This window comes from Bradyrhizobium sp. SZCCHNS3016 (genome assembly GCF_032484535.1).
Lineage (GTDB): Bacteria > Pseudomonadota > Alphaproteobacteria > Rhizobiales > Xanthobacteraceae > Bradyrhizobium.
This window is the reverse complement of sequence record NZ_JAUETE010000002.1, coordinates 505916-529619: the sequence shown is the minus strand read 5'-3', so window position 1 is coordinate 529619 and position 23704 is coordinate 505916. Positions and strand designations below refer to the sequence as shown.

At 59.6% G+C, this 23704-nt stretch carries 12 protein-coding genes and 1 pseudogene; 8 read left to right on the top strand and 5 right to left on the bottom strand.

Going from position 1 to position 23704, the window contains the following annotated elements:
- Window position 1 precedes the first annotated feature (1 nt).
- From QW881_RS06670 to QW881_RS06655, 4 genes are all read left to right on the top strand, one after another.
- Window positions 2-2572 carry a PglZ domain-containing protein gene (locus QW881_RS06670; protein WP_316158597.1) on the top strand — a complete coding sequence of 857 codons (2571 nt, stop codon included), beginning with the start codon at window positions 2-4 and terminating at the stop codon, window positions 2570-2572.
- Between the two features lie 3 nt (window positions 2573-2575).
- Window positions 2576-4612, top strand: a complete 2037-nt coding sequence (gene brxL / locus QW881_RS06665; RefSeq protein ID WP_316158598.1) for a protease Lon-related BREX system protein BrxL — start codon at window positions 2576-2578, stop codon at window positions 4610-4612.
- A gap of 144 nt (window positions 4613-4756) precedes the next feature.
- Window positions 4757-7303 carry a hypothetical protein gene (locus QW881_RS06660; protein WP_316158599.1) on the top strand — a complete coding sequence of 849 codons (2547 nt, stop codon included), beginning with the start codon at window positions 4757-4759 and terminating at the stop codon, window positions 7301-7303.
- Window positions 7269-8768 (top strand): hypothetical protein, encoded by a 1500-nt coding sequence (locus tag QW881_RS06655; RefSeq protein ID WP_316158600.1) that lies wholly within the window; start codon window positions 7269-7271, stop codon window positions 8766-8768. The genes QW881_RS06660 and QW881_RS06655 overlap by 35 nt, the downstream gene beginning before the upstream one ends.
- 85 nt (window positions 8769-8853) lie before the next feature.
- Here QW881_RS06655 and QW881_RS06650 read toward each other — a convergent pair whose 3' ends face one another.
- A complete protein-coding gene (locus QW881_RS06650; protein ID WP_316158601.1) occupies window positions 8854-9831 on the bottom strand; it encodes a hypothetical protein in 978 nt (325 codons plus the stop codon).
- A gap of 200 nt (window positions 9832-10031) precedes the next feature.
- Here QW881_RS06650 and QW881_RS06645 point away from each other — a divergent pair, with 200 nt between their 5' ends.
- The 4 genes and pseudogenes from QW881_RS06645 to QW881_RS06630 all read left to right on the top strand — a co-directional run.
- Window positions 10032-10250: a hypothetical protein gene (locus tag QW881_RS06645; protein ID WP_316158602.1), complete on the top strand. Its 219-nt coding sequence runs from the start codon at window positions 10032-10034 to the stop codon at window positions 10248-10250.
- Between the two features lie 182 nt (window positions 10251-10432).
- Complete coding sequence (locus QW881_RS06640; RefSeq protein WP_316158603.1) at window positions 10433-11182, top strand: endonuclease domain-containing protein; 750 nt, start codon at window positions 10433-10435, stop codon at window positions 11180-11182.
- 416 nt (window positions 11183-11598) lie between these two features.
- The gene (locus QW881_RS06635; protein WP_316158604.1) at window positions 11599-14331 is read left to right on the top strand and encodes an ATP-binding domain-containing protein; all 2733 of its coding nucleotides are present in this window, start codon (window positions 11599-11601) and stop codon (window positions 14329-14331) included.
- A gap of 142 nt (window positions 14332-14473) precedes the next feature.
- Window positions 14474-15698 (top strand): annotated as a pseudogene (locus tag QW881_RS06630) (IS256 family transposase); the annotation flags it as partial.
- A gap of 248 nt (window positions 15699-15946) precedes the next feature.
- On the opposite strand, the gene QW881_RS06625 reads toward QW881_RS06630, so the two are convergent.
- From QW881_RS06625 to QW881_RS06610, 4 genes are all read right to left on the bottom strand, one after another.
- Window positions 15947-17008: a hypothetical protein gene (locus QW881_RS06625; protein ID WP_316158605.1), complete on the bottom strand. Its 1062-nt coding sequence runs from the start codon at window positions 17006-17008 to the stop codon at window positions 15947-15949.
- Complete coding sequence (locus QW881_RS06620) at window positions 17008-19863, bottom strand: ATP-binding protein (RefSeq protein WP_316158606.1); 2856 nt, start codon at window positions 19861-19863, stop codon at window positions 17008-17010. The genes QW881_RS06625 and QW881_RS06620 overlap by 1 nt, the downstream gene beginning before the upstream one ends.
- A complete protein-coding gene (locus QW881_RS06615; RefSeq protein WP_316158607.1) occupies window positions 19860-20987 on the bottom strand; it encodes a hypothetical protein in 1128 nt (375 codons plus the stop codon). Before QW881_RS06615 ends, QW881_RS06620 begins: the two co-directional genes overlap by 4 nt.
- Before the next feature lie 1315 nt (window positions 20988-22302).
- A complete protein-coding gene (locus tag QW881_RS06610) occupies window positions 22303-23544 on the bottom strand; it encodes an ABC transporter substrate-binding protein (protein ID WP_315737583.1) in 1242 nt (413 codons plus the stop codon).
- Between the last annotated feature and the right edge of the window lie 160 nt (window positions 23545-23704).

The window sequence follows — 23704 nt, the reverse complement described above, 5'->3', positions numbered from 1 at the left end:
GATGCACCCGCTTCACGACTACATCGCCAACCAGATCGGCGACCGCATCAAGGATCGCCGTGTTGTCGTCATGTACGATAAGCGCGAGGAGCTGCGGCCGTTTTTCGCGGAGATAGCGGACGGTCGCAGCTCGAGCGACGGCCCTGTGGCGGCCAATTTCGGCAAGCGGAAGGCCAGCCTCTACGTCTTTGACGGCTCTTTCCTGAAGGCGCGTTTTGCCGTCGAGGATATGACGAACGGCGACCAGCCGGATGATGTTGTCATCTACATCCCCGGCCTCGACCGGGACCCCAAGGGCTCTCTGCTGATGGAATTGGAGAAGGCGGGCACCTTCTATCAGCAGCCGGCCCTGAAGCAGTTCGCCAGGCTGGTGCTCCGGAAGCGGTTCACCGACGTGGCCATCGACGAGATGTTGAAATCCGACGCGCTGACCTATTCCGATTTGGCCGGTATGGCGCAGGACGACGGAGGCGGAGAAGGGACGTCGCTGCTGAAGAGCATCTTCGGTACCACCGACACTGTCGCCATCGTCACGGATTGGCTGGGCGACGCCTCTTACGATGCCGACATCAAGGCCAAGGCGGCCTTCGGAGAGCTTCGCGACGCCGCTCTTGCTAGGGCGGGTCTCTCTCTGCCTGCGGATGCGACGCTGGGGCGAGCGCGCCAGATCGCCCTCCGGTACGTGCTGGTCAACGAATTTCGGTCTGATTTGGGCCCGAATGCGGATTTTCAAGGGGCAGTGGCGACGGCGATCAAGAACGTGCCCGAGGCCAAGACCGGCGACCACCATAAGGCCGTCCGGGAGGTCGCCAAGCGCCTCCGCGAGCGCTATCCGACTTCGTACGTCGAGGCGGCGGACAAGATCGAGGCGGAACTTGGCCTATCGGCGGAGACGGTAAACGGTGCCGCGCTGGGCTCCATCGATACCTTCAAGTTTGAGGAGGCCGCCGTGGTGACGGCGTGCTTCGGCCTCATCGCCTCGGAGAAATTTGAAGAAGCCAGTGCCCTGATGGGGGGGCGGGAGAGCAGCTTCTGGGTCAGCCGCGAGCTTTCGCGGAAGTCGGTCTGGGCTGTCTGCAAGCTGATGGTCGACCTCGGTCTCGTCTCCGCCTCAGTAGACGCGACGATCGCGAAGGCCAACGGCAATCCCACCACCTGGGTCGATCGCTACGTGTCCGAAAAGGACGGGTGGTACGCGCTTGACCAGGCGCAGCGGCGCATGGAGGCATTTCTCTCCTCGTTGGACGAAGAGGTCGACGACAAGGCCAAGGCGAAGATCCGGGACCTTTACGAAAATACTGTTCGCCGTATGAGCGAAGGCTTCCTGAAGGCCCTCCAGAAGGCCGATTGGGCGGTCCCGGGCGTTCTGCAACAGACCCGTATCTGGTCGGACGTGGTGGCCAGCCGCCCGGTACCAGTCGCCTACGTCATGGTCGACGCCATGCGGTTCGAGATGGGACACGAACTTATCGGCCGCCTGACCACGCGAGCCTCCGAAGTCCAGATGCGTCCGGCGTTGGCTGCGCTTCCTTCCATCACGCCGGTCGGCATGGCGGCATTGCTTCCTGGGGCGTCCGCGAGTTTCTCGGTCGTCTCGAACAAGGAGAAGATCGGCGCTTCCATCGACGGCACCTTCCTTCCGGATCTTTCGGCCCGCCAGAAGTTTCTGAAGTCGCGCATTCCCGATCTGATCGACCTCACGCTCGACGAGGTGATCTCGCTGAGCACGAAGGCGCTGCAGAAGAAGATCGGGGACTCGAAGGTCATCGTCATCCGCTCCACGGAGATCGATGCCGCCGGCGAAAACGCCACCACCACGACGTATGCCCGCCGGGTCATGGACAACGTCGTCGAAGATCTTGCCCGGTGCCTCGGACGTCTGGCGGCCATCGGGATCGGGGAGGCGGTCGTGACGGCCGACCACGGCCATCTCTTCTTCGCCGCTGATCGCGACCCCTCCATGCGCCTGGACACGCCAGGCGGCGATGCGATCGATCTGCATCGTCGCTGTTGGGTCGGCCGGGGCGGGGCCACGCCGGCCGGATCAGTCAGAGTCCCCGGTGCGAAGCTCGGCTACGCGACGGACCTTGATTTCGCGTTCCCCGCCAGCACCTCCGTCTTCAAGAGCGGAGGAGATCTCTGCTATCACCATGGCGGCACGTCGTTGCAGGAAATGGTCATTCCGGTCATTGCCGTGAAGCTGAAGGTCGACGGCAGCGCCAAGGCGGAAAAGGACGCCGTAGTCCTCACCCACGACTTCGACGCGGTCACGAACCGGATCTTCACAGTCCATATCGAGCTGGGGGCGGCGTCTAAGGACCTCTTCGCTGGCGCCCGCAAGGTTCGTCCAATTGTGGTGTCCGATGATCGGCCGGTTGCCCGCGCGGCCATTGCGACCGGCGCCGACCTGGCGGAGGGGGTTCTGACCTTGCCGCCTGCCGTCAAGGCGAACGTCGGCTTCATGTTGACGGACGACACTGTCAAACACGTCCGCATCCAGGTTTTGGACGCCGAGACGGACGCCGTCCTGTACGTTTCGAAGAAAGACATCCCCGTTCGTTTGGGAGTTTAGGTGATGAGTAACGTTCCCGCACGCGACGCTCTCGACGACAAGGTCAATCGCACCTTTGCCGGCAAGGTGGTCCGCAAGGACCTCGTCCGGAAGGTGAAGGTTGGCGCCAACGTTCCGGTCTTCGTTCTGGAGTTCCTGCTCGGCAAATACTGCGCCTCATCGGACGAGATGGCGATCCAGATGGGCCTGCAGGTCGTCAACGACACGCTGGCCAACAATTACATCCGCTCCGACGAGTCGATGAAGGCGCAGAGCAAGGTCAAGGAGAAGGGTAGCTGGACCTTCATCGACAAGGTCAAGGTCCGCCTGGTCGATTCCGACTACTGGGCGGAGCTGAGCAATTTCGGGAACAAGTTCGTCCACATCCAGAACCAGTACGTCAGAGACTACGAACGTCTGCTGACCGGCGGCATCTGGGCCCAGGTCGACATGCGCTTCGAATACGACGAGGAGGGCAAGGGAAAGAACCCCTTCTGGATCGAGAAGCTGACACCGATTCAGATCGCGGCCTTCGACCTCGCCGAATACCAGCGCCTCAGGGCCGAGTTCACGACGGACGAGTGGATCGACTTGATCCTCCGCAGCATGGGCTATGAGCCGGGCGAGATGTCGAAGCGCCTGAAGCTGCTCTTCCTGACGCGGCTGATCCCGCTCTGCGAGCGCAATTACAACCTGGTCGAGCTGGGCCCGCGCGGCACCGGCAAGAGCTACGTCATCCAGGAGGTGTCTCCCTACGCCGCCCTCATGACCGGTCCTACGACGGTAGCCAACCTGTTCGGACACATGGGTGGCCGGGCGAAGGGGCTCGTCCAGATCTGGGACGTGGTTGGTTTCGACGAGGTCGCCGACCTCGAGAAGATGCCCAAGGAGGTCATCACCACGATGAAGACCTACTGCGAGTCCGGGTCGTTTCAGCGGGGCCAGGAAGCCGCCTCCGGAGAGGCCGGCATCGCACTCTTCGGCAATACGCAGCAGCCGATCGACGTCATGGTCCAGACCGGACACCTGTTCGAGCCCATGCCCGAGGTGATCCGCGACGACATGGCCTTCATCGATCGCCTGCACTACTATCTTCCCGGCTGGGAGGTCCCGAAGATGCGAAACGACCTCTTCACGGACCACTACGGCTTCGTCGTGGACTTCCTCGCCGAAGCGCTGCGCGAGCTGCGGCGCCACAACTTCACGGAGATCTGCGACCGCCATTTCACCATGGGATCGCACCTGATCACGCGCGACCGGAAGGCCGTCAAGAAGACCGTTTCGGGCTTGATGAAGATCATTCATCCGAGCGGCGAGGCCTCCCAGGAGGAGATTGCTGAACTCCTTGAGTTCGCGATGGAGGGCCGGCGCCGAGTGAAGGAGCAGCTTAAGAAGATGGGCTCGTTCGAATATTACCACACGTCCTTCAGCTACACCTTGAATGACACCGGCGAAGAGCGGTTCGTTGGCGTGCCGGAGCAGGGTGGTCGCAACATGATTTCGGCCGATCCCCTTCCGCCCGGCAGCGTCTACACGGCGGCGGTAGCGCAGGACGGCACCGTCGGGATGTACCGCGTCGAAGTCTCGGTCTCGTCCGGATCCGGGAAGCTCAAGACAGCCGGCGGGGTCAACGGCGTCACCAAGGAATCGATCAACCGGGCGTTCAGCTATATGCTCGCCAAGAAGAGCGAGCTTTCCATCGCCAGAGAGCTCGACGTATCCGACCTCCACGTGGAGGTCATCGACCTGATGAACAACCGGGTCGAAGGTGAAATCGGGGTGGGCTTCTTCATCGCGGCGTTCTCCGCGCTCAAGAAAGCCCCTCCATCGCCGGCGATGCTGGTTGTGGGGGATCTCAGCGTCCAGGGCAACATCAAGGGGCTACGTTCGCTGGCGGAGCCGCTGCAGCTCGCCATGGACAACGGAGCGAAGCGCGCCCTGATCCCGATCGAAAACAAGCGCAGCTTCCTGGAGGTGACAGGGGACGTTGTGGAGCACGTCGACCCGATCTTCTTCGGGGATCCCAAGACTGCTGCCTTCAAGGCTTTGGGCATCAACTGACCAGCATGGGTCGACGGCCGGGTCACGCTATCCGACGTTAAACTGCCCCACCAAGAATTCGGTGGACGGAGCGAGCGCGGACTTTGTATCCGGGCTTCGTTCATGTATTGTTCCAGCTTCGATTCCAAAGCCGATGGCCTCCCGATGTCCCACATCCAGAGCGTGCGTGAGCTTGCGTCGATTTTCAGCCCGAACAATGAGGCTCGTCCTACCGTGCTGCTCGGCGCCGGCGCGTCCTTCTCCTCGGGCGTTCCGTTGGCGGACGAGGCCGTCCGGCGAATGGCACGGCGGTATTTCTCCGAGCGGATCCTGGGCGGGAGCGTCCTGCCTGAGCAGGTGAAGACCTCCGAGTGGAAGGCTTGGCTGAACCAGCAATCCTGGTTCATCAGCGACGAAAATCGCTTTGCGGACAATTTCCCGCTTGCGGTCAAACATCTCCTCCAGCCCCAGGCCTATCGGCAGAAGGTCCTACTCGACTTGATCCAGCCCACCGAGGAGCTTGGAAACGGGTACAGAGCGCTCGCCGAACTCGTTCTTCGCGGGCTCGCCGGAACGCTCCTGACCACCAACTTCGACATCTGCCTGCCGAAAGCGCTGAACGACAAGCGTCCTCATCTCCATTCGGTATCGGAGGTCAATCGAGCGCCGGGCGACTTCCGCGAATTCGACATCTTCAACCGGGCGCAGATCGTCTGGCTCCATGGAAAAGCCGAGGGATATACTGACAAGAACCTGACCGAAGAGGTAGCGTCCCTTGATGCCAAACTGGTCAGTCTCCTCTTTCCGCTGCTGCAGTCGACGCCGCTGATCATCGTGGGCTACCGCGGGGCGGAGCCATCCATCATGGATTGTCTCCTTGGCGATACCGGCGATCTCGCCTTCAAGAAGGGAATCTTCTGGTGTCAGCGCGCCAGCGACGTCCCACATCCCAACGTCCTCGCGCTTCAGGCCCGGCTCGGAGGTAACTTCCGACTACTCGAGATCGACGGCTTCGACGAGCTCTTCCGCGACATCGACGTCGCTCTCGCCGGTCAACAGAGGAATTTGGGTTCTCCGGCTGCGCGGGGGGAGATCGCCTTTGACGATCGGCCTGTCGCAACGGCCACGTCCGCGGATCTCGATTTGGACCTGACGCTTCGCACGGCCATCGAATACGCCAGGAAGCTTAAACTCCGCGAACCAACTTCTGCGACGTTGACGGCGTTCCTGCGCGAACACGGGCTTCTGGTCGAAAGCGACGGAGGGCTGCGACCTACTAACGCCGCGATACTCATCTTTGGCGCGGAGCCGCAGCGGTTCTTTCGCCACGCAGTGGTCACGGTGACCATAGACGGGAAAAAACGACAGGTCATCTCAGGCAATCTGCTCAAACAGCGGAACGATCTTCTGGATTGGATCGGCGACAAGGACGTAAATCCAACCATCAAAGTAAAGACGGTCGGGAAACACGTCGAACGGCCCGCATATCATCAGCGCGCTCTCATAGAACTGGTCATCAACCTTCTGGTCCACCGCGACTACGAAGACTATCGGCCCGCCACGATCGACGTCGAGCCGGGAAGAAGGATTTCTTTCTCGAATCCTGGACGCCCTTCGCAGCCGTTGAGGGAAAAGCTCTTGATAGGCGCAGATGGGATGTTCGAACCCGTGAGCGAACTGACGTCGCTTCGCAACAGGGCCCTGTGCGACATCTTTTTCGGCATGAGCGCCATGGAGCGCGCCGGCACAGGGCTAACCGACGTCGTCCGTTATACCCGCGACGGAAGCGGTCAAGCAGTGTTCAAGTTTCCGCCCGGCGACGACAGCTTCCGCGCGGATATCTTCCAGCCTGCCACGTCCGGACGCATGGCCGGAGTCGCGATCGATACCCGGCCCATCGGAACGTACATCGTCAACGTGCTGCCTTTCGCGGCGCTTCCCGAAGCGGTTTCGCGGGCCAAGGTGAAGGGCACGCTGCGCGAGATCGCGCAGGCGGTGCCGCTCGAAGAAGCTGGCACGGTCCTCCTCTGGGGCGGCGAATTGTGGTCCCTGGCCCCGCCTGACCTTCTCGCTACTGTGCTCCGACCGGTCATGTCGGAAGGGCGCGTGACAGTGACCGAGCGCCGAGACATCGAATCCGATCCTGATCTCGCTCGGGTGTTCACTTGGTTCCTCCGCAAGCATTTCGAGGGACAACTGGTGCGTCTAAAAAGGCACGGCCTTCTGATCGGGGACGGCAAGAAGTCCCAGCGGCGCGCGTACTTCGTCGGTCTCAACAAAGGCCCTCGGAAGTACATCTACGACACGCCGACTCGCAAGGGCGTGCCCCGAGAGGTCGTCAAGCAGAGAAGCGACAGGCCGCCCGTGTGGTTCGAAAACGAAGGCTTCGCCTACGACGTCACGCGCGTTGGTTCGCTGTGGGGCGTGCGCCTGAAGCCGTTCTACATGTTCACCGGACCCGACGCATGGACGCCTCTGCCGGGCTACGCCAGGACGAAGCGCGCGACCCGACGTATGAAGTTCGACCGCAACCAAGCCGTGGACGGCGATCTGGTGTTCTGGGGGCGGTTCATCGCGCAGGGCGCCCCCGTCATCAATCTGAGCAAGGTCGACGCCCAGGACATCCTGCTCGAGGGCTCATTTCTGTCGATAGATGTTCCGGAGGAAGGGCTGATCGATGACGGTCGCGATCAAGATCAAGTGCCTGCCTGAACCGACGGTTCAGTTTAACAACGGCCATGAGGACGTCGATCCGAGGCGTGCCTTGGTCGCGCATGGTCCCGTCGACAATCGCGGCCGGCACTTCAGGCTGGGTCTAATCGGCCTGGCCTCGGACGTCGCGGCCGCGCGCAGGTGGATCGGCGATATCGACCTGTTCCGTCCGGCGAAGGAAAAGAACGCGCGGCGGTACCGCGATTGGCCTGGGGCGGAACGGGCGCTGAAGGCCAAATTCGAGATCGACGACAACTTCGTCCGCGTGCTCGACGACAACGCATACGACCGCCTTTTCAGGCCCCCCGTCGGCGCCGAAGCCTTCGAGGCGCTCGTCGAAATGTTCGAAGGTCCGATGGTCACTATGTTCGGCGATGCGCGACCGGACTGCATAGTTGTCTGCATCCCCGACGAACTCGGCGACTTGAGGGTGGAGAACCCCGGCCTGTCCCCGAGAGAGCGTCGTGCACTACAGATACTGAAGCGCGAGGAGGAGAGCGCCCAACTCGACCTGTTCGCTCCGAGCCAGGAGGACCTCGCCGAGGCGGAAGCATTGAGGACGAGCGCTGAAGATCTCCTCTTCCGTACGTTCTACCGCGCGCTGAAGTCGAGGGTGCACAAGTACGACAACGCGGTGCCGATCCAGGTGCTGCGGCGGGGGACGATCGAGCGTGACGACAATACGGGCCAGAGTCAGGCGACCAGAAACTGGAATTTCACGACCGCGCTCTACTACAAGGGTGGTGGATTGCCGTGGCGACCGTCTGGCCTTACGGAGGGCGTCTGCTTTGTCGGCGTGTCCTTCCACCACCTGAAGAAGCGGGGCGGTCACCTCGTCTACGCCAGCGTCGCCCAGGCGTTCTCATCCGACCATGAGCCCTTCTGCCTCAAAGGGGCCCACATCGATCATCAGCAACGGATCGACCGGCAGCCCTATCTGAACGAATCTCAGGCTTACTCCCTGATGAAGGATGTCATGGAGGGCTATCGGCTCCGGACCGGGCTGCTACCCAAAAGAATCGTCGTCCACAAAACTTCCGTGTATCAGTCTGAAGAGGAAAAAGGATTTCGCCGTGCTGTAAAAGGCTCGGTCCCTGGTTGTGACTTGGTCTGGCTGCGCCAAACGCCGTTCCGCCTAGTCCGTAAGGGCGCGGAGGAGCCATGGCGCGGAACGCTGTGCCAGATCGAGGGGGAGTCGTTTCTCTTCACGAGCGGCTACGTTCCGTGGTGGGAGGAATTTCCCGGAGCCCACATTCCATCGCCGATCCAGATCGGATCAGCGGGCGAGACCGACATAGAGGCTCGTGCGCGCGAGATACTTCTTCTCTCGAAGATGAATTGGAATTCGAGCGATGGAATTACGCGACTTCCGGTCACACTGCTATTCGCCAAGCGGGTCGGGGAGATCATGACGGAATTGTCGGACAACGTCGCTCCAAATCCGTCGTTTCGTTTCCATACGTAAAGGCAGCGAACTGGCGAAGACGAGGTTCTGAGACGGCTTACGCCGGTGATCCTGCAGCGAGTTCGCACCACTGCGGTCCTCGTCTTCACCAATCGAAATGGTACTCCCAGAACTCGAGATCGTCGGCGTCAGTCGGAACGTTGGGTTCTTGCTGTTCCCGCCATTTCGCGCCATCATCGCTGTCAAGAAAGCCCTGCACCGCAGCAAGCGCGTCTCTGAACGGCCTTAGCTTGGCTCGTTCCCATTCGACGCGGTCGCCGCCCTCATTCGAGATCAGTCCGTATTTCACCGCGTCCTCGAATTCTTCGCGATTCGAGTACCAATCGATGGCCCCCGCACGATCAAAATGGTCCGCGATGAGGTGCCTCAGCACCGCCCTGGCAGCCTTAGGCTTGCTTTCGCTGACTGCCTCCATCAGTTCGTCGAACTCGTCCTGCAGCGCCTTCGATCCCGGCCGCTTCTTCTCCAGCGCCTTGACTTCCTGCTTGTCCTTAAGCTTCTCGAGCTCGGCATAGCGGTCCTGTTCAGCCGCCAACGCGGTCTCGAGCCGCTCCACCTCGGCATCCCTTTCCCGAAGGTTCGCCAACACCTCCGCGTGCTCGTCAGCGTCGATCTTGGTTGCCTGCTGCAGCTTGGGCAGGAGCTTCTTCAGGTCGACGGCCCATCGCATGCGCTTATCGTCCCAATCGTGCTCGGTCCGCGCCTCAAGGTTCGGCAGGTTATTCTCGATCATTTCCCGCAGATCGATGAGCCCGGGCTTGTCGGTAATCTTCCAGGCCTGCCTGAGGCCGAGCGTCTTCGTGACCGTATCGTAGTTGATCGGCGGCACGACGATCGCGATGCTCTTACTGCCCTGCGCCCAAGCCGCCCCAAGCTCCATAAGACAGAACGAGCTTTCCATGTAAGCCGGCGGCGTGCCGGCGAAATCGATCTTCTGCTCCAGCGTGAAGGGGCACCACATCCCCTGCACGCGGTCAGCGGAGCGTCGGTGTGGGAGCTCCAGAAGCCGTCGCCCTCGCTCTGGGTGCCACCGCGCGTGATCGGCGTAGAGACGAGCTTTCATCGAGGAAGGTATTTCCGGGCGGCCGACTGGCGCGTCGTTTCGGAGCTTCTCGGGCTTGCCTACCCGCACATCCGTGGTCAGCTACGCCAGCACTTGGGAGGATAATCCGCGGCGGTAGCGCCAGCGCTCGCCGCCTAAAATCGCCTTGGCTGACGGTAGGAACACGGAATCTCTGGCAAGATGTCCTTGGACGACTTGCCTTGCCCGAGCGCGTGCGATCGAATGCCCGCCGTGCAGCGGCGACGGTGGGAGAGGCAGCGGACGAGAAGGACTTGAAATCGGTCGGCTTGCTGGATCTGCAGGCGCTGCGTCTGTTGCGGCCTTTTTCCGGATCGGCGATCCTCGGCGATGGCAGGAGATCGCGCGAGGGAGTTCGCGTCTTCCCTTGCGATGCCGGCCAGTACGAAGCCGACCGTTAGAACGATTCCTGCGGCCCCGCCGGCTCGAATCCCTGGTTCTGCAACCGCCCGGAAGCGACGCAGGCGCCCTAGGGATCCGATCTGCGATGACGGCGTCAGTCGACGACGCGATCTACACAGATTGAACATAGTTCCCCAGAAGATTAGATGGTGGCTACCCGTCACCCTCCAGGCCTTCCGACATGAGCGATCATTACTGGCGTGAGTTGCCTGCCGGACTGTTGAAGAAGACCGCTCGAGGCTGGATGCGCCTCGATCCAGGGGTGAGGAAGCTCGTCGTCGAGCTCGCCCGCGCCCAGAACTTCAAGTGCGCGTTCTGCGACGAGACCCGAGGGCTGATTATCGAGCACGATCATGATCCGGTGCGCGGCAGCGGCGACAAACTAACGGTCTACAACATCCGCGGTCTGGCCTGCTCGGGATGCAACTGGCACCTCGGAATGTACGAAGCCGACGAACGGGGCGACTACCGCGGCTTCGACGACGCCTTCATCCGCATCAACGAGCGCGATTTCTATCCCTATGCCCAAGCCTACGAACACCGTGTCCTCACGCTGGTCGAAGAGGAGCTCGAGCAGCGGATGGATCCGATTAACTACGCGAACAGGTGCCTTTTTCTGCAGAAATTCGACGAACGCGAGTGGAGCCGGCACTATCCGTGGCCGAGCTATTTCGGCGAGATAAAACGACGACGGCGCATGATGATCCGGACCCCCGAGCAGTTCTGGGAGGCGTTCGTCGCCAGTGTGCGCTTCGTCGTCGAAGAAAAGCGAAGGAATCCGGACTACGAGATCCCCGCGGCGTTCATTCGGGTTGCGGTGCTCGTGAAACCCATCGTCGACGAAGTATGGCCGCAGATCGAGGAGCGTTATCGGGCTATCCAGGCGGAAAGGCTGGCGCAACTGCCGGCGCTTGCGCCTCCGCCGGCATAGGCCTTTCGGCATCCCGTCCGGAGCTGCCGCTGCCGGACCCCAGCAACGAGAATCCTCGGTGGTCACAATTCGGCGCCACGGGCCCTCGGTCGCCGGATCGATCAGACCCTGAACTCGGCTCGCTGGAAGTTGTAAGTGGCCCGACCGGCCCGTCCTAGACGAGGCTCAGGACCGCGGATCGGCCACTTCGAGATCTCGCGCGCCTCGAATAGTCTTTTGTCCTGCTGCACGCCACCCGTCGGCCTGTTCCCTGGTCAGTGGGGCCGTGCAGCTCCGAGGCGACTTTCCCACAATCAAGGCGAGCAGGTGACGGGATTCGCAATTTTCGTTCGGTTTCCAATCCGAAAGCCGATATCCTCCATAGGCCAAGACTCGGGTCGGCGGAGCCGACCCATCGTCGGTTCGTGGGGGGTAGAATGGCGCACTCATCGGTGAAGAAAACGAAGGCGAGTAAGTCAGGGGTCGGGGAAACTAGCCAAAAAGAGCAACTCTCGACAATCGCCGATGACACGCTCGGCTTCTTTTCGGACATCGCGGATGCCGCCAACGCGAAGCTCGGCGAAGCCCGCGTTTCCAGCGCGGAATCATTCGCCGTCGTCAACACGCTGACCGGGGCTAGTGCCGTTCAAAACATGAGCGACATCACATCGGAACAGCGGCAGCAGCTTGTCGACCTCGCACGCGAGCCTGCGATCGCGCGTCTCGTCCTCCGTGACGACGAAGGCGAGGAAAAGGTCTACTTCATAGCGCGCGCCGGAACGCTCCCCCACGACCGCCATACCATGGCGAGCTACCGCTCTCCGATCGGGCGAATGGCATCGCTGCCGGTCGGAGGGGATCAGGATGTGCGCACATCGAAGGGCACGCGCAATTTCGAGGTCATCGAACGCGCGGTCTTGCAGCCAGACATCAAAGACAACAAATGGGATTCACGCGATACGGTTTTTCAAGGGGCCAACTATGGTCCCGTCACGGTAACTTCTCTCCGCGAGCTTCTGAAGTCCACGGGCGCGGCGGAAAGCGTCGACCTCCTCGACACGCTTCTGGCCGAGGGCAGGGAAGCCGACAACGTACTGGAAGGCCTTCGGCGCAATGCCATCCTCAAGATGGGATTGCGGGATCAACCCCTGCTCGATCAGTACCAGGACGAGATCTTCCGCCTGCCGCTGGACAGCCGGCTGGTGATATTGGGTCCGCCTGGCACCGGCAAAACCACGACGCTGATCAAGAGGCTCGGACTGAAGCTGGATCGCGAATTTCTGCAAGCGGAGGAGGAGACGCTTATCGCGCGCTCGTTCGCGGGAGTCGCCGGTCATACCGGCAGTTGGCTAATGTTCACTCCCACGGAATTGTTGAAACTCTATCTCAAGGAGGCATTTGCGCGGGAAGGTATCGCGGCGCCAGACGCTCGATTGCAGACATGGGACGACTACAGGCGCGAACTTGCCCGCAACAGGTTCGGTATTCTGCGCGCTGGCCCCGGGGCGGGCACTTTCGTTCTCAAATCCGCCTTCGATCCTCTGCTAACGGAGACGATCAGCCGGCAAATCAGATGGTTCGAGGATTTCGAGAACTGGCACGTCCAGATGTTCTGGGCTGAGCTCACGCAACACGCCAAGATACTCGCTGACGACCGGGATCCTGAGGCATCGCGCGCCGGGAAGCGCTTGACGCGGACGCTGGACGGGACGGGAGATACATCGTCCGCACAGTTCGTTGCGATCGGCGAAGCCGCGGACGACGTCCGCGCCCTGATCTCCAAGATCAAGGCGGAGACCGATCTCAGAATCAGGAACTCCTTCTCAGCCGAGTTAAGGCGCGATCAGACTTTGCTCTCGCAGCTCATCGCATTTCTCGCGACGATGACTGAGACGACGGAAGAGCCCGACGATCCAGACGTGGACGAGGACGAGGATGTCCCGCCACCGGCTGACGCCCGCAATGCCGCTTTCGAGGCGTACATGCGGGCAATTCGGGCTCACTCGCGCGCCCTTGCCGCGAGCCGGTCTCTCCCGACTCAGAGCCGCAACCGGAAAATCATCGACTGGCTTGGCAACAAAGTGCCCGCCGCAGACGAGTTGCGCTCGATCGGCGCGAGCCTCCAGGTCCAGTCATCGGCTCGCCGGTTCGCAAACCCCATGCGGCGCCTGATCTCCGGCGTTCCAGGGCGTTACCGCCGATTCCGTCGCGAAAGGCAGGCGGAAAATCGATGGTATCGAGCCGAGCCATTCTCCGCGACCGACCTTTCTCCCCTGGAAGCCGACGTCCTTTTGCTTGCGACCCTGCGCGCAGCCAACGGACTTCTCGCGAACAGAACGATTGCGGCCGAGGTCGCCGCCGGACAGCATCCAGCCCTGCAATCGTTCCGCGACGTTTTACGCAACCAGATCGCGATAGATGAAGCGACGGACTTTTCCCCGCTACAGTTGGCTTGCATGGCAAACATGTGCGATCCGGCGACGCGATCGTTTCTGGCGTGCGGCGATTTCAATCAACGGGTAACGAGCTGGGGCAGCCGTTCGATCGACGAACTGAAATGGGTGTTCGCCGATATCGACGTCCGGACTATCAACATCAGCTACCGTCACAGTAGAGAACTCAACGAATTCGCGAATCGTATCGCCCGACTTTCGGGGACTTCGCCCGACACCCAACTGCCTGCACATGTCATCAACGATGGCGTACTTCCGGTACTTGCGAATGGATTGCGCGACCGTCATGCTGTTTGCGCCTGGTTGGCCGATCGCATCGGCGAAATTGAAAACTTTACGGGATCGCTGCCGTCTATCGCGGTGCTGGTGAACGAAGAGGCGGAGGTGGAACCGCTTGCGCAAATCCTTGACGCAGCACTCACCGACAAGAATCTCCACGCCGTCGCTTGCGTTCGCGGTCAGTCCGTAGGCCAGGAGAACGACGTTAGGGTCTTTGACGTCCAACACATCAAGGGTCTGGAATTTGAGGGCGTGTTTTTTGTCGGGGTAGACAAGCTCGCCGAGCACGCACCCGACCTCTTCGACAAATATCTGTACGTCGGCGCCACACGCGCAGCCTACTACCTCGGCCTCACAACCGAAGGCCCCGCCCTTCCGGCGAAATTGGCAGGCTTGCAAGACGCGTTCGTCGACCATTGGCCAAGGCGTCACATTTGAACGGCGTTCGAGATCCCGAATGAGTGCTGCGAGACCCTGCAGCACGAGCTATCGCCGAAAGTTGGTGACGGCGGAAATCAGAAAGGCGGCATATCGTGGGGGGCTTAGCGCCTCCACTTCTCCACCGAAGGAGCGATATGCCGTGTCCAAAGATAACATCAAACTGATTCAGTCAGGAAACGTCGACGATCAACTCACAGAAATCTTGCAGGGCGCGTGCCCTGCTGGCCCAGGCGGTCGAGGCCGAGGTCGCGGACTTTCTCGGCAAGCATGCCGATTTGAAGACTGAGGACGGGCACCAGCGTGTCGTCTGCCACGGTCACTTGCCGGAGCGGGAGGTGATGACCGGTATTGGTCCGGTCGCCGTGCGCCAACCGCGTGTGCGCGATCGCGAGTTCTCTCCGTCGATCCTGCCGCCTTACATGCGCCGGTCGAAGTCGATCGAGACGCTGCTGCCGATCCTTTGCCTGAAGGGGATATCGACCGGCGACTTCTCCGAGGCGCTGGCGGCGCTGCTCGGCAAGGATGCTGCCGGGTCGTCGGCATCCGCCATCGGCCGGAAGGACGGTTGGCTCGACGAGCACGGCCGCACGGCAGAAGCGCGATCTATCGGCGAAGCGCTACGTCTACATCTGGGCCGATGGCATCCGTCTCCAGGCGCGCTTCGAAGACGAAAAGCAGTGCATCCTGGTGCTGATCGGCGCAACGCCGGAAGGCCGCAAGGAACTGGTCGGCTTCACTGATGGTGCCCACGAGAGCGCGCAGGAGACTGGCGCGATCTGCTGCTCGACCTGAAGCGGCGCGGGCTTGAGGTGTCGCTGCGGCTCGTCATCGCCGACGGCGCGCTCGGGTTCTGGAAGGTCGCCGGTGAGCCCTGGCCGAAAACGCGCGAGCAGCGTTACGGGGTGTACAAGACTGCGAACGTACTCGGCAAGTTGCCGAAGAGCCAGCAGCCCAAAGCCAAACGCGCGTTGCAGGAGATCTGGATGGCCGAAACCAAGGCCGCCGCCGCGTTGGCGTTCGACGCCTTCATCGAGAGCTACGCCCTGAAATAAGGAAGGCGGCCGATTGCCTGAGCCGGGATCGAGACGCGCTGCTCGCTTTCTACGACTTCCCGGCCGAGCACTGGAAACACCTGCGGACGACCAATCCCATTGAAAGCACCCTTCGCGACCGTGCGCCATCTCACGATCCGATCGAAGGGCCCCCTGTCGAATAGGACCGCGCTCGCGATGGTCTTCAAACTGCTCGAAGGCGCGCAGAAAAGCTGGCGTCGGCGATGGCCACAACCAGTTGCCAAAACTCGTTCTCGGTGTGACATTCACGACGGGATCGAGGTCATCACCAAGCCGACTGACCGGCACCCGCAACCGCCGCCGCCTGAACGGCTCGGCCGTCACCAAACATTGGCGATAGCTCCTGCAGCACAGTCGAGGTCGCTACCAGCGCGAAATGGCTGGTAATCGCCAGCCTCGTGCTCCTTCAAAACTTCGAAAATCTGCCCTTCCGTGAGTCGCCCGACTGGCTGGTCCTGCTCGAGCTGATGCCACTATCGTCCGCTACCTCCGTAGCATCGGTGCTTGTAGGCAAGTAATGTACAATTCTCACGAATTTCTCAATGCAGATCAAGGAGCTTTGTCGCTTGATTCAGGCGAGAGACTTCATCTGAAATCTGGTCCTCCGACACCGACATTGCGGTTGTCTTGATGAGGGTATCTCTTGTGTGTAGCAGCTCTCCCTTATATCTCTCGAAGAGATCTTCTGCTTCGTGCGTCGTTAGATCAGGACTTGTAATCATTTGCTGATACAAGGTGAGAAGGAGAGCCTTGGCTCGTTTCCACCCTTCTTCCCCAGATAACACCGATTCGAGTGCCTGTCTTCGCAGTGCGTAGAACGGAAGGCTACTTTCGTCCGCTCGCTGCGAGCAGCCTAACAACGAGAACAACACGTAGTCCTGCGAATTGTATCGTTGTGTCCCACGTTCTCCGCGTATGGATAGGCGGCCATTTTCCACGAGCACATTATCGCGAGCAAAATCATTCGTAGGCGTCAAAAGCCAGGACGAGGTTGAAAGGCCAGAAAATGAAGAGGTATCAATTTCTAGTCGACTTCCAAAAAGAGGTACGGTGTCATCAAGGTCAATGAGCGTCTCGAGACCGTCAATGAATGCGGTCCCCACCTTGTTCCAAAAGGCGATGTCTGCGGGAACCCCTGCGGCCGAAGATACGCCCTCGACAAATTTCATTGCTTTTCGTGCAAAGTTGTCACGCTTTACTTTGTAGAGCACCAGGCTGATAGCAACGTTGCCGCCTCTGAATGGATGAGGGCCAGCTACTAAGATGTCGTTGAAGAGGACAGCGTGAGGCGCTGCGTTAGACTTTTGCTTTAGTAGCTCGGAGCTGATCACGAACGGAACAGACATTCGCTTGCCGTCGTAGAGGAAATCGAGTAGTGAAACTAACATTGGATCGTAAGTGTCCCAAAGAGCACGCCCGTCCTTTAGAAATAGCTCGTTAATTCTCAAGCTGAAGTAGCCATCATCCTTTGGAATCTTGTGTCCCAATGTGCCGCCAGGCTCGTATGCCGCATCCGGCACCTTAAACAGGTTTGGGGTGGGATAAGGAGATGAGTAGATTCGGCTCACTAGCCCTTCGAGTCGCTCCAAAAAAGTCGACATCATTTGTCCCCACAAGGTTGGCGCTCACGTCCCGCAAAGAGATTTCTTAGTTCAATCGCCGAGAATTTATTGCTCGCCTCGAGCCCTGCCACGAAACAGGCCTTGTCCCGCAGCTGCTCAACGGTCATGCCGTCCAATTCCGTCACGTAAGCTGAGCTCAGATCCCAAATGCGGAACACAGCAGGCTCAAGGAAGCCGGATTGCGAGACGGCAAGTAGCCAGCGACCATCTCGGCTAAACTCGATTCGGATGATCGAATCTAACGGCGCTGCGGGAAGTAGTGATTTCACCCGAACTAGGCGGCCTAGACCGTCTTCTGAACCTTCGAGCATGTCAATTCCCTCGTCGCCCACCCAAGCCGCGCGCCAGTTGTCCGCGATTTTGACCCCAGCGATTAGCGGTCGAGAAAAACCAAATCGAGGCCTGATCGGTGCGTCCTGCAGGGTTTCATAGATCCCAAGCCGCAAGGGTAGGGGCGTTTCTGCTCGGAAAATGAAAATCTCCGACCGCCGCCCGCGGACTAATATGGCTGCGTCGCTGGGCGCAAAACCGATAGACTCCAAGAACAATTCCGGTGCTGGTCCGGGCGCGATCTCGCTGATTTCCTTATTTGATTTCGTCGGATCGGCCAAAGATCCAACCTTCTTTATAGACGACGGTTGCAAGCGATCACTCTGTAGAAGTTCGCGACCCGAGAGGAACGCAAGCTTATCGCTGTACGGTGAAAATACCGGCCAGAGTGCATACGACCAAGGTAGTTCCTTTATGTCACTCGCAACGAAGCGGCTTCCTGAAAAGGAGATCTCGAGAAATCGATATATTCTTGGGGAGCTGGTGATCTGCGTTGCTCTCAAATGCCCATTAGCGATATCGACTAGGGTGAATCCTGTCGTTCCAAAGCCGGTGGGGAACAACGATTTGAGCTCAAGTCGCTGCGGTTCGTCTGGCCTCGCTTGATCTGGCCACCAGTACACGTACCCTCCTTGGTATACGATTGGTCTTGTCAGGCCGGATATGCGGCCAATTGCGCATGGGGATTGGTCCTCGGCCGTTCGAGGCGGAATGATTCCAATTAACTGCTCCGCAGCCGGATTAGCCAGCGGTTGGTGCCATATCTTGCCCGTAGCGTCTAAGCGAGTGATCTTGTCGTCGTACAGGCCGATCGCAATTGATGGCTTACCCACGAACACAGGTGATCGCAATAGATTCTGTCGTAAGTCGAAGAGGTGGTCTTGATGCAAGAGTTGCTTTGAAAGCAGCCCGCTCGATTCGATGGATGCTGCTAAAGATAGGAGTACGCGAGTCCTGTAGCCGGGGCTACTGTCATTGTTCGATAGTGCGGAAATCAATTGCAAAGTCTGTGATCTGTTTTGATAGATTTGCCAGAATACCACGGCAGTGAAGACAACAATGAGCGCGGATGCAATCGCAAGCGCGATTGTAATCCGCTTTGCTGACCTTCGCTCGCGCAGGATATCCGCGCGAGCTTCGCGCCACTGGAATAGCGAAGGAGCTAAGGCATCGTGGCCGAGGCTGAATTGCGTGCTGCCAGCTCCTTCCGAGATTCTAAGCAAGCCGGAGTGTTCGCTTGCCATCTCCTTGAGGCATTGTGAGATATTCCCGGTGATCCCTCGAGACTTTGCATCGGCAATAATCTCATCTTCATCCACCAGCAAGCTGGCTAAGACGCTGCCTTCTTGCCTTGCCACGAGGTTTGCAAGTACTTCCTGCCATCTAGAGACTTCGCTCTCAGTAGGATTTGCATTATTCACGGATTTGAGGACATTTCGGATCGAGCTATTGATAAAGGCGTTGACGCGCCCACTAACCCGACCAAGGCGGTCATAGTCTCGTAATGAAATGAGACGGCATGACGCGGGTCGGCTCTCGCCAACCACAGAGCGAAAAAGATCTCGGCACACTATCTGCATAACAGGCAGCGTGCTGGATTCACCGCAATGTTGGAGTAAGTCTGCTGCGATCTGCTCGGCTGTTCCGACTTCAAATGCGAAGTTATAAACGCTGCGAGGGATCCCGTAGGAGCTGACCGGCTCGTTGAGTGTCGGGCGCACAATCGTCGCGACAATTTGGCTTTCGGTTCGGAGGCCATGCAGCATGTATTGATCGAGGGAAGTCCGGGAGGTAGTAACGGTCAAGTTCGGAGCAACGCGAAGCTGATCACAAAATTGACCGTAGAATTCGGTGCGGATCGACACAATGAGCTTGAGGTCAATGTGCCGGATACAGAGCTCCTCGATTAGGTAGAAAAACGCGGCTCTTATCTCATTGGCGGTGCCTAGCGTGAAGATCTCTTCTCCTTGATCGATTACAAAGAGAATGGGGCGCGAAGATCCGTTAGAGAGGGCTTGAAACGCGGCCAGGAGTTGCTCAGCGATGTCCGTCGGATCATCTGAGGTGGCTGCCTGAAGCAACGAGAGCGCTCGCTTTCGTCCAAACCCTCCCAACGCATTTGAGGCGTCTGAGTTGGTTAAGCGATGCGTCAGTGCATGTTGAAGCCTGAGTAGTGGGTTCGCGGTGCATCTCACCAATAATGGCTCATCTCCATTGGCTTTGGTTTCGAAACTGTAGAAGCCGGCCTGCTGAAGTTTCGGAAGGAGCCCGGCTCGCAAGAATGACGACTTTCCAGTGCCGCTCCGGCCGTGAAGGAGAAGCACCTTGTTGGTTGCAAAGCCAACGATGGCGGCGCAACTGCATACATCTATGTCGCGCTCACTGAATAGCGGTGCGTCAGACCTTTGAAAATAGTTTAGCCCTTTGTAGGGTTCCGACGGCCAGGCAGATGTTGGTTCCGGCGTGATCGTTTTTCTCAACTGATCCGGGGATAGTAGACTCATGCAGCGGCTCCTTCCAAAGGGGCAGCCAGCCTAAAATCTGGTTGAGCGTAGCAGGAGTAGAGGAGGCTCAGTGGGAAGAGATCTTGTCGTTCTCTAATCGCAGCAAAGGCGTCCTGGACCGACAGTCTATCCACGCACAACTTTTTCATAAAGTCTGCCCCGTATCGGGCGGCGAAGAGGTTTGAGACTTCGGCTTCACTGCCAATAAAGCCGAAGAAACCCTGGCTGGCCGTGGCGGCAATGAAGCTGCTGCCGAGCAATCCGGCGCAAGTGCGGCAACCGTTTATGAAACAGATGGTGTTCGATTTTGCGCCCGCGGGCTTTCGAAAGGTTAGGCGGAAGCCGTTGGCATCGAGAATGTACTTCGGATCGTTGTCTTCAGACAGGAAGATGTTCTGTCCATCTGAATGACCGAAGATGTAGATGATGCTGTCGGCGTCGTCGCTTTTTCGCCACTTTCGTCTACAGGTGTCCCAGTCAGTTGTGTTTCCGATCCGGAGGGTTAGTAGTTGGTCGACCACGGCCCGTTCCGCATCGGTTAGCAAAGCCCGAGCGTTGCTGAAGTGCTCTTCATGTAAGGCATGTAGAACGAAAGGTGCGGCGTCTTTGCTATGTGCAGCCTTCAAGAGCGTGGTGCGGCTATAGCTGATGTTGATGTCAAATACATTGGTCCAGAAGTCTTTAAAGTCACCCAAGGTCCCTGAAGTTGGCGGCAGCGAGTCAAGGTCGCCTCGAAAAGCGAAACTCCAGGGCACATGTAAGGGTGTCCCGGAGATAACGATAGTTAATGGGATTTGCCCCTCGATAGACGATATCAAAGAACGCGCTTCGTCTGCAGAGCCTTGCTCGCCGCTGGACCTATTCAGCAAGGCCTCGGACAGGTGAGCGCCCGCGCGAGCTAAGTCAGGGTAGAATGGGGAATAGTCCGGCTTCGCTCCCGTCACCTCGCATTCGCGATAGTGTTTGCTTAGAGCGTTCAGAACCCCGCGGATCTCCTCGCTTGCCTTTGTAACGAGAGCTCCGCTGACGCAGTACGGTTGCAGATCGCTGAAATGATCGCTCCATACGAGCTTGAACTCATCCCCCTCTTCGGGCGAAACACTTAGTCGGTATCCGGCGCGCACGGCGGCCTCATGAAAATTTGAGAAACGATCAATAACAACGGGGGTGGCAGGTCGTCCCCTTAAAATTGCAATAGTGTGATGCTCTACCGCAGGAAGATCAAGAAGATTTCGTGGGCCAATTGGTCTTCGGTGAGGAAATGTTGCGAAGTCGCACGTCGACATCGCCGCGGTATTTTTGCCGCTCGGTGGTGCGCCGGATGCGTATGCTGTTTGGCGTGGAGGGGGCACCGAGAGTTTTGGGCACGCGGCCTCTCCTAAACTCACGTCGCCCTTAGCTTACTTTTTGGGATGGCCGGATTAGCGCGGACAGGGCATGGAATTTTGGGCTTTGCTCTGGGCCGCGCGTGGCGATCCGGTGAAGTTTTACCGCGCAGCTTAGCTGGGGTTGGCGGATCTGGCCGGCGAAGTTGTATGTTCCGCGTGGATTGCTGCGTGGCCGGAAGTAGCGCGGTCGTGATACTGTCCTAAGCTGATTAGTGCTGGCACGGGTTCGACTTGGTGATGCGGTAGACTTTGAGTGTTATCAGATGCTGGCGAGGCAGATTTACGGTCGGTCATCCCGCAGCGCGAACCAAACTAGGCATTCCTTCTTCGCACTGGGGCACTTGGGCGCGGTATCTGGCGAAACAGTCGAATTGCACGAGTTATGGGAATTCCTTTCAGTCCAGCCGTGCCAGTGCGAGAAGGAAGACTGCGTTGTGATAGGGTGATCGACTGAAGGGCTGGGGACCGTAGCGGCCAGCCTCGCGTCCCCGGCCAATCGTAGAAGCGTAGGGGTCCGGAGCCGCGATCTTGCTCTTACGAGAACCTCATGCGCGCTGCTCGTCGGTACCCCCCACGTAGCGGCGAGCAATTGCCGGCGCGCATCTACCGTCCAGTCCATCTAGCGGGGGTGTCTTCCGCCTCGCAGATGATATCGAGCCGCGGAGGTCATGTCGTGCTGGAGCGGTGGGTCTAGCGACCCTCATGGACGAATCTTTCGTCCGACTGTCGCTACCACCCATGAGTGTTACGGCTACTAGAAAGCTCCAAATGCACTCAGCGCGATCAGAGACAGTGCTGATGGATCGAGCATCCACGGTCGTCCGACAAAAAGCCAGCTCTACGGCGACTTGTCCCGATGCACAAAACCGGTGTACACATGGCTTCCGGTTAGGTCAAAGATCCCTGAAACTTCAGCAGTTTTTCGCAATAGCAGCAGAGTTCGAGCCTCTCCACTCCTGCCAGCGAGATCAAGCACTTACCGCCAAAATCGACAGAAGCAGTTAGGCCGGGGCCCGCGATGCGCGAGCCCCGAATGCATTTCAGCAACCCCTTATTGCTTCACATAAGGACAGTTGCCGTCCTTCATCGGCCGGAACACTTGGTCGCCGGGCACTTCGGCCAGCACCTTGTAATAATCCCACGGGCCCTTCGACTCCTCGGGCTTCTTCACCTCGAACAGGAACATCGAGTGCACCATGCGGCCGTCCTCGCGGACGAAGCCGTTCTCGGTGAAGGCGTCGCGCACCGGGGTCTCGCGCATCTTGGCGAGCACCGGCTTGGTGTCGCGACTGCCTGCTGCCTTGACCGCGTTGAGATAGTGCAGGGTCGCGCTGTAGGTCGCCGCCTGGTTCATGGTCGGCATCCGCTTCATGCGCTCGAAGAACTTCTTGCCGAACGCCCGGGAGCGGTCGTTGAGATCCCAGTAATATGCCTCGGTGATGATCAGGCCCTGGGCGAGCTTCAGGCCGAGGCTGTGGATGTCGGAGATGAACATCACGATGCCGGCGAGGTTCTGGCCGCCGGCGACGATGCCGAACTCGGCGGCCTGCTTGATGGTGTTGATGGTGTCGCCGCCGCCATTGGCCATGCCGATGATCTTGGCCTTGCTGGCCTGCGCCTGCAGCAGGAAGGACGAGAAGTCCTGGTTGTTCAGCGGATGCCTTGCGCTGCCGACCACCGTGCCGCCGGCGGCGCGCACGACGTCGCCGGTGTCGCGCTCGATCGAATGGCCGAACAGATAGTCGGCGGTGATGAAGAACCAGGTGTTGCCGCCGTTCTTGACGATCGCGCTGCCGACCGTGTGCGCGTTGCCGTAGGTGTCGTAGGTCCAGTGCACGGTGTAGGGCGAGCAGGACTTGCCGGTGATGTCGGAGCTCGCGGCATCCGTCACGATCATCAGCTTCTCGAACTGCTTCGACATCTCCATGCCGGCGAGCGCGGTCGCCGAGGTCGGCATGTCGATGATCATGTCGACGGCCTCGTTCTCGTACCATTTGCGCACGATCGCGGCGGCGATGTCGGCCTTGTTCTGCGGATCGGCGCTGATTACCTCGATCGGCTTGCCGAACATGCTGCCGCCGAACTCCTCGACCGCGAGCTTGGTGGCCTCGAGATTGCCCTGGCCGCCGATGTCCGAATAGACCGACGAGAAGTCGCTAAGCACGCCGATCTTGAGCGGGGCTTGGGCCTGGGCACAGGCAGGGACGGCGGTGAGGGCGAGAGCGGCAAGACCGAGAGCAGCAAGGCTGACGGCGGCAAGGCGCGTCCGTCCCTTGCGCGGGGCAAAGGTCATGGGTTTCCTCCGGATTGTTCTTGTGCGGCGAGAATGAGCGGGTGGCGCAGGCCCGGCAAGAGCAGGAGCCGCTCCACCACGGGCATTTCGTCGCGGCAACTGCTCAACCTGCCGTGGTGCGGAAATGGCCTGCCGTTGCACGAAAAACCGCGTTGTGGCG

Coding starts and splice junctions, on each gene's coding strand:
- QW881_RS06670 (WP_316158597.1), top strand. CDS start 2: ATGCACCCGCTTCACGACTACATCGCCAACCAGATCGGCGACCGCATC.
- brxL (WP_316158598.1), top strand. CDS start 2,576: ATGAGTAACGTTCCCGCACGCGACGCTCTCGACGACAAGGTCAATCGC.
- QW881_RS06660 (WP_316158599.1), top strand. CDS start 4,757: ATGTCCCACATCCAGAGCGTGCGTGAGCTTGCGTCGATTTTCAGCCCG.
- QW881_RS06655 (WP_316158600.1), top strand. CDS start 7,269: ATGACGGTCGCGATCAAGATCAAGTGCCTGCCTGAACCGACGGTTCAG.
- QW881_RS06650 (WP_316158601.1), bottom strand. CDS start 9,831: ATGAAAGCTCGTCTCTACGCCGATCACGCGCGGTGGCACCCAGAGCGA.
- QW881_RS06640 (WP_316158603.1), top strand. CDS start 10,433: ATGAGCGATCATTACTGGCGTGAGTTGCCTGCCGGACTGTTGAAGAAG.
- QW881_RS06635 (WP_316158604.1), top strand. CDS start 11,599: ATGGCGCACTCATCGGTGAAGAAAACGAAGGCGAGTAAGTCAGGGGTC.
- QW881_RS06625 (WP_316158605.1), bottom strand. CDS start 17,008: ATGTCGACTTTTTTGGAGCGACTCGAAGGGCTAGTGAGCCGAATCTAC.
- QW881_RS06620 (WP_316158606.1), bottom strand. CDS start 19,863: ATGAGTCTACTATCCCCGGATCAGTTGAGAAAAACGATCACGCCGGAA.
- QW881_RS06610 (WP_315737583.1), bottom strand. CDS start 23,544: ATGACCTTTGCCCCGCGCAAGGGACGGACGCGCCTTGCCGCCGTCAGC.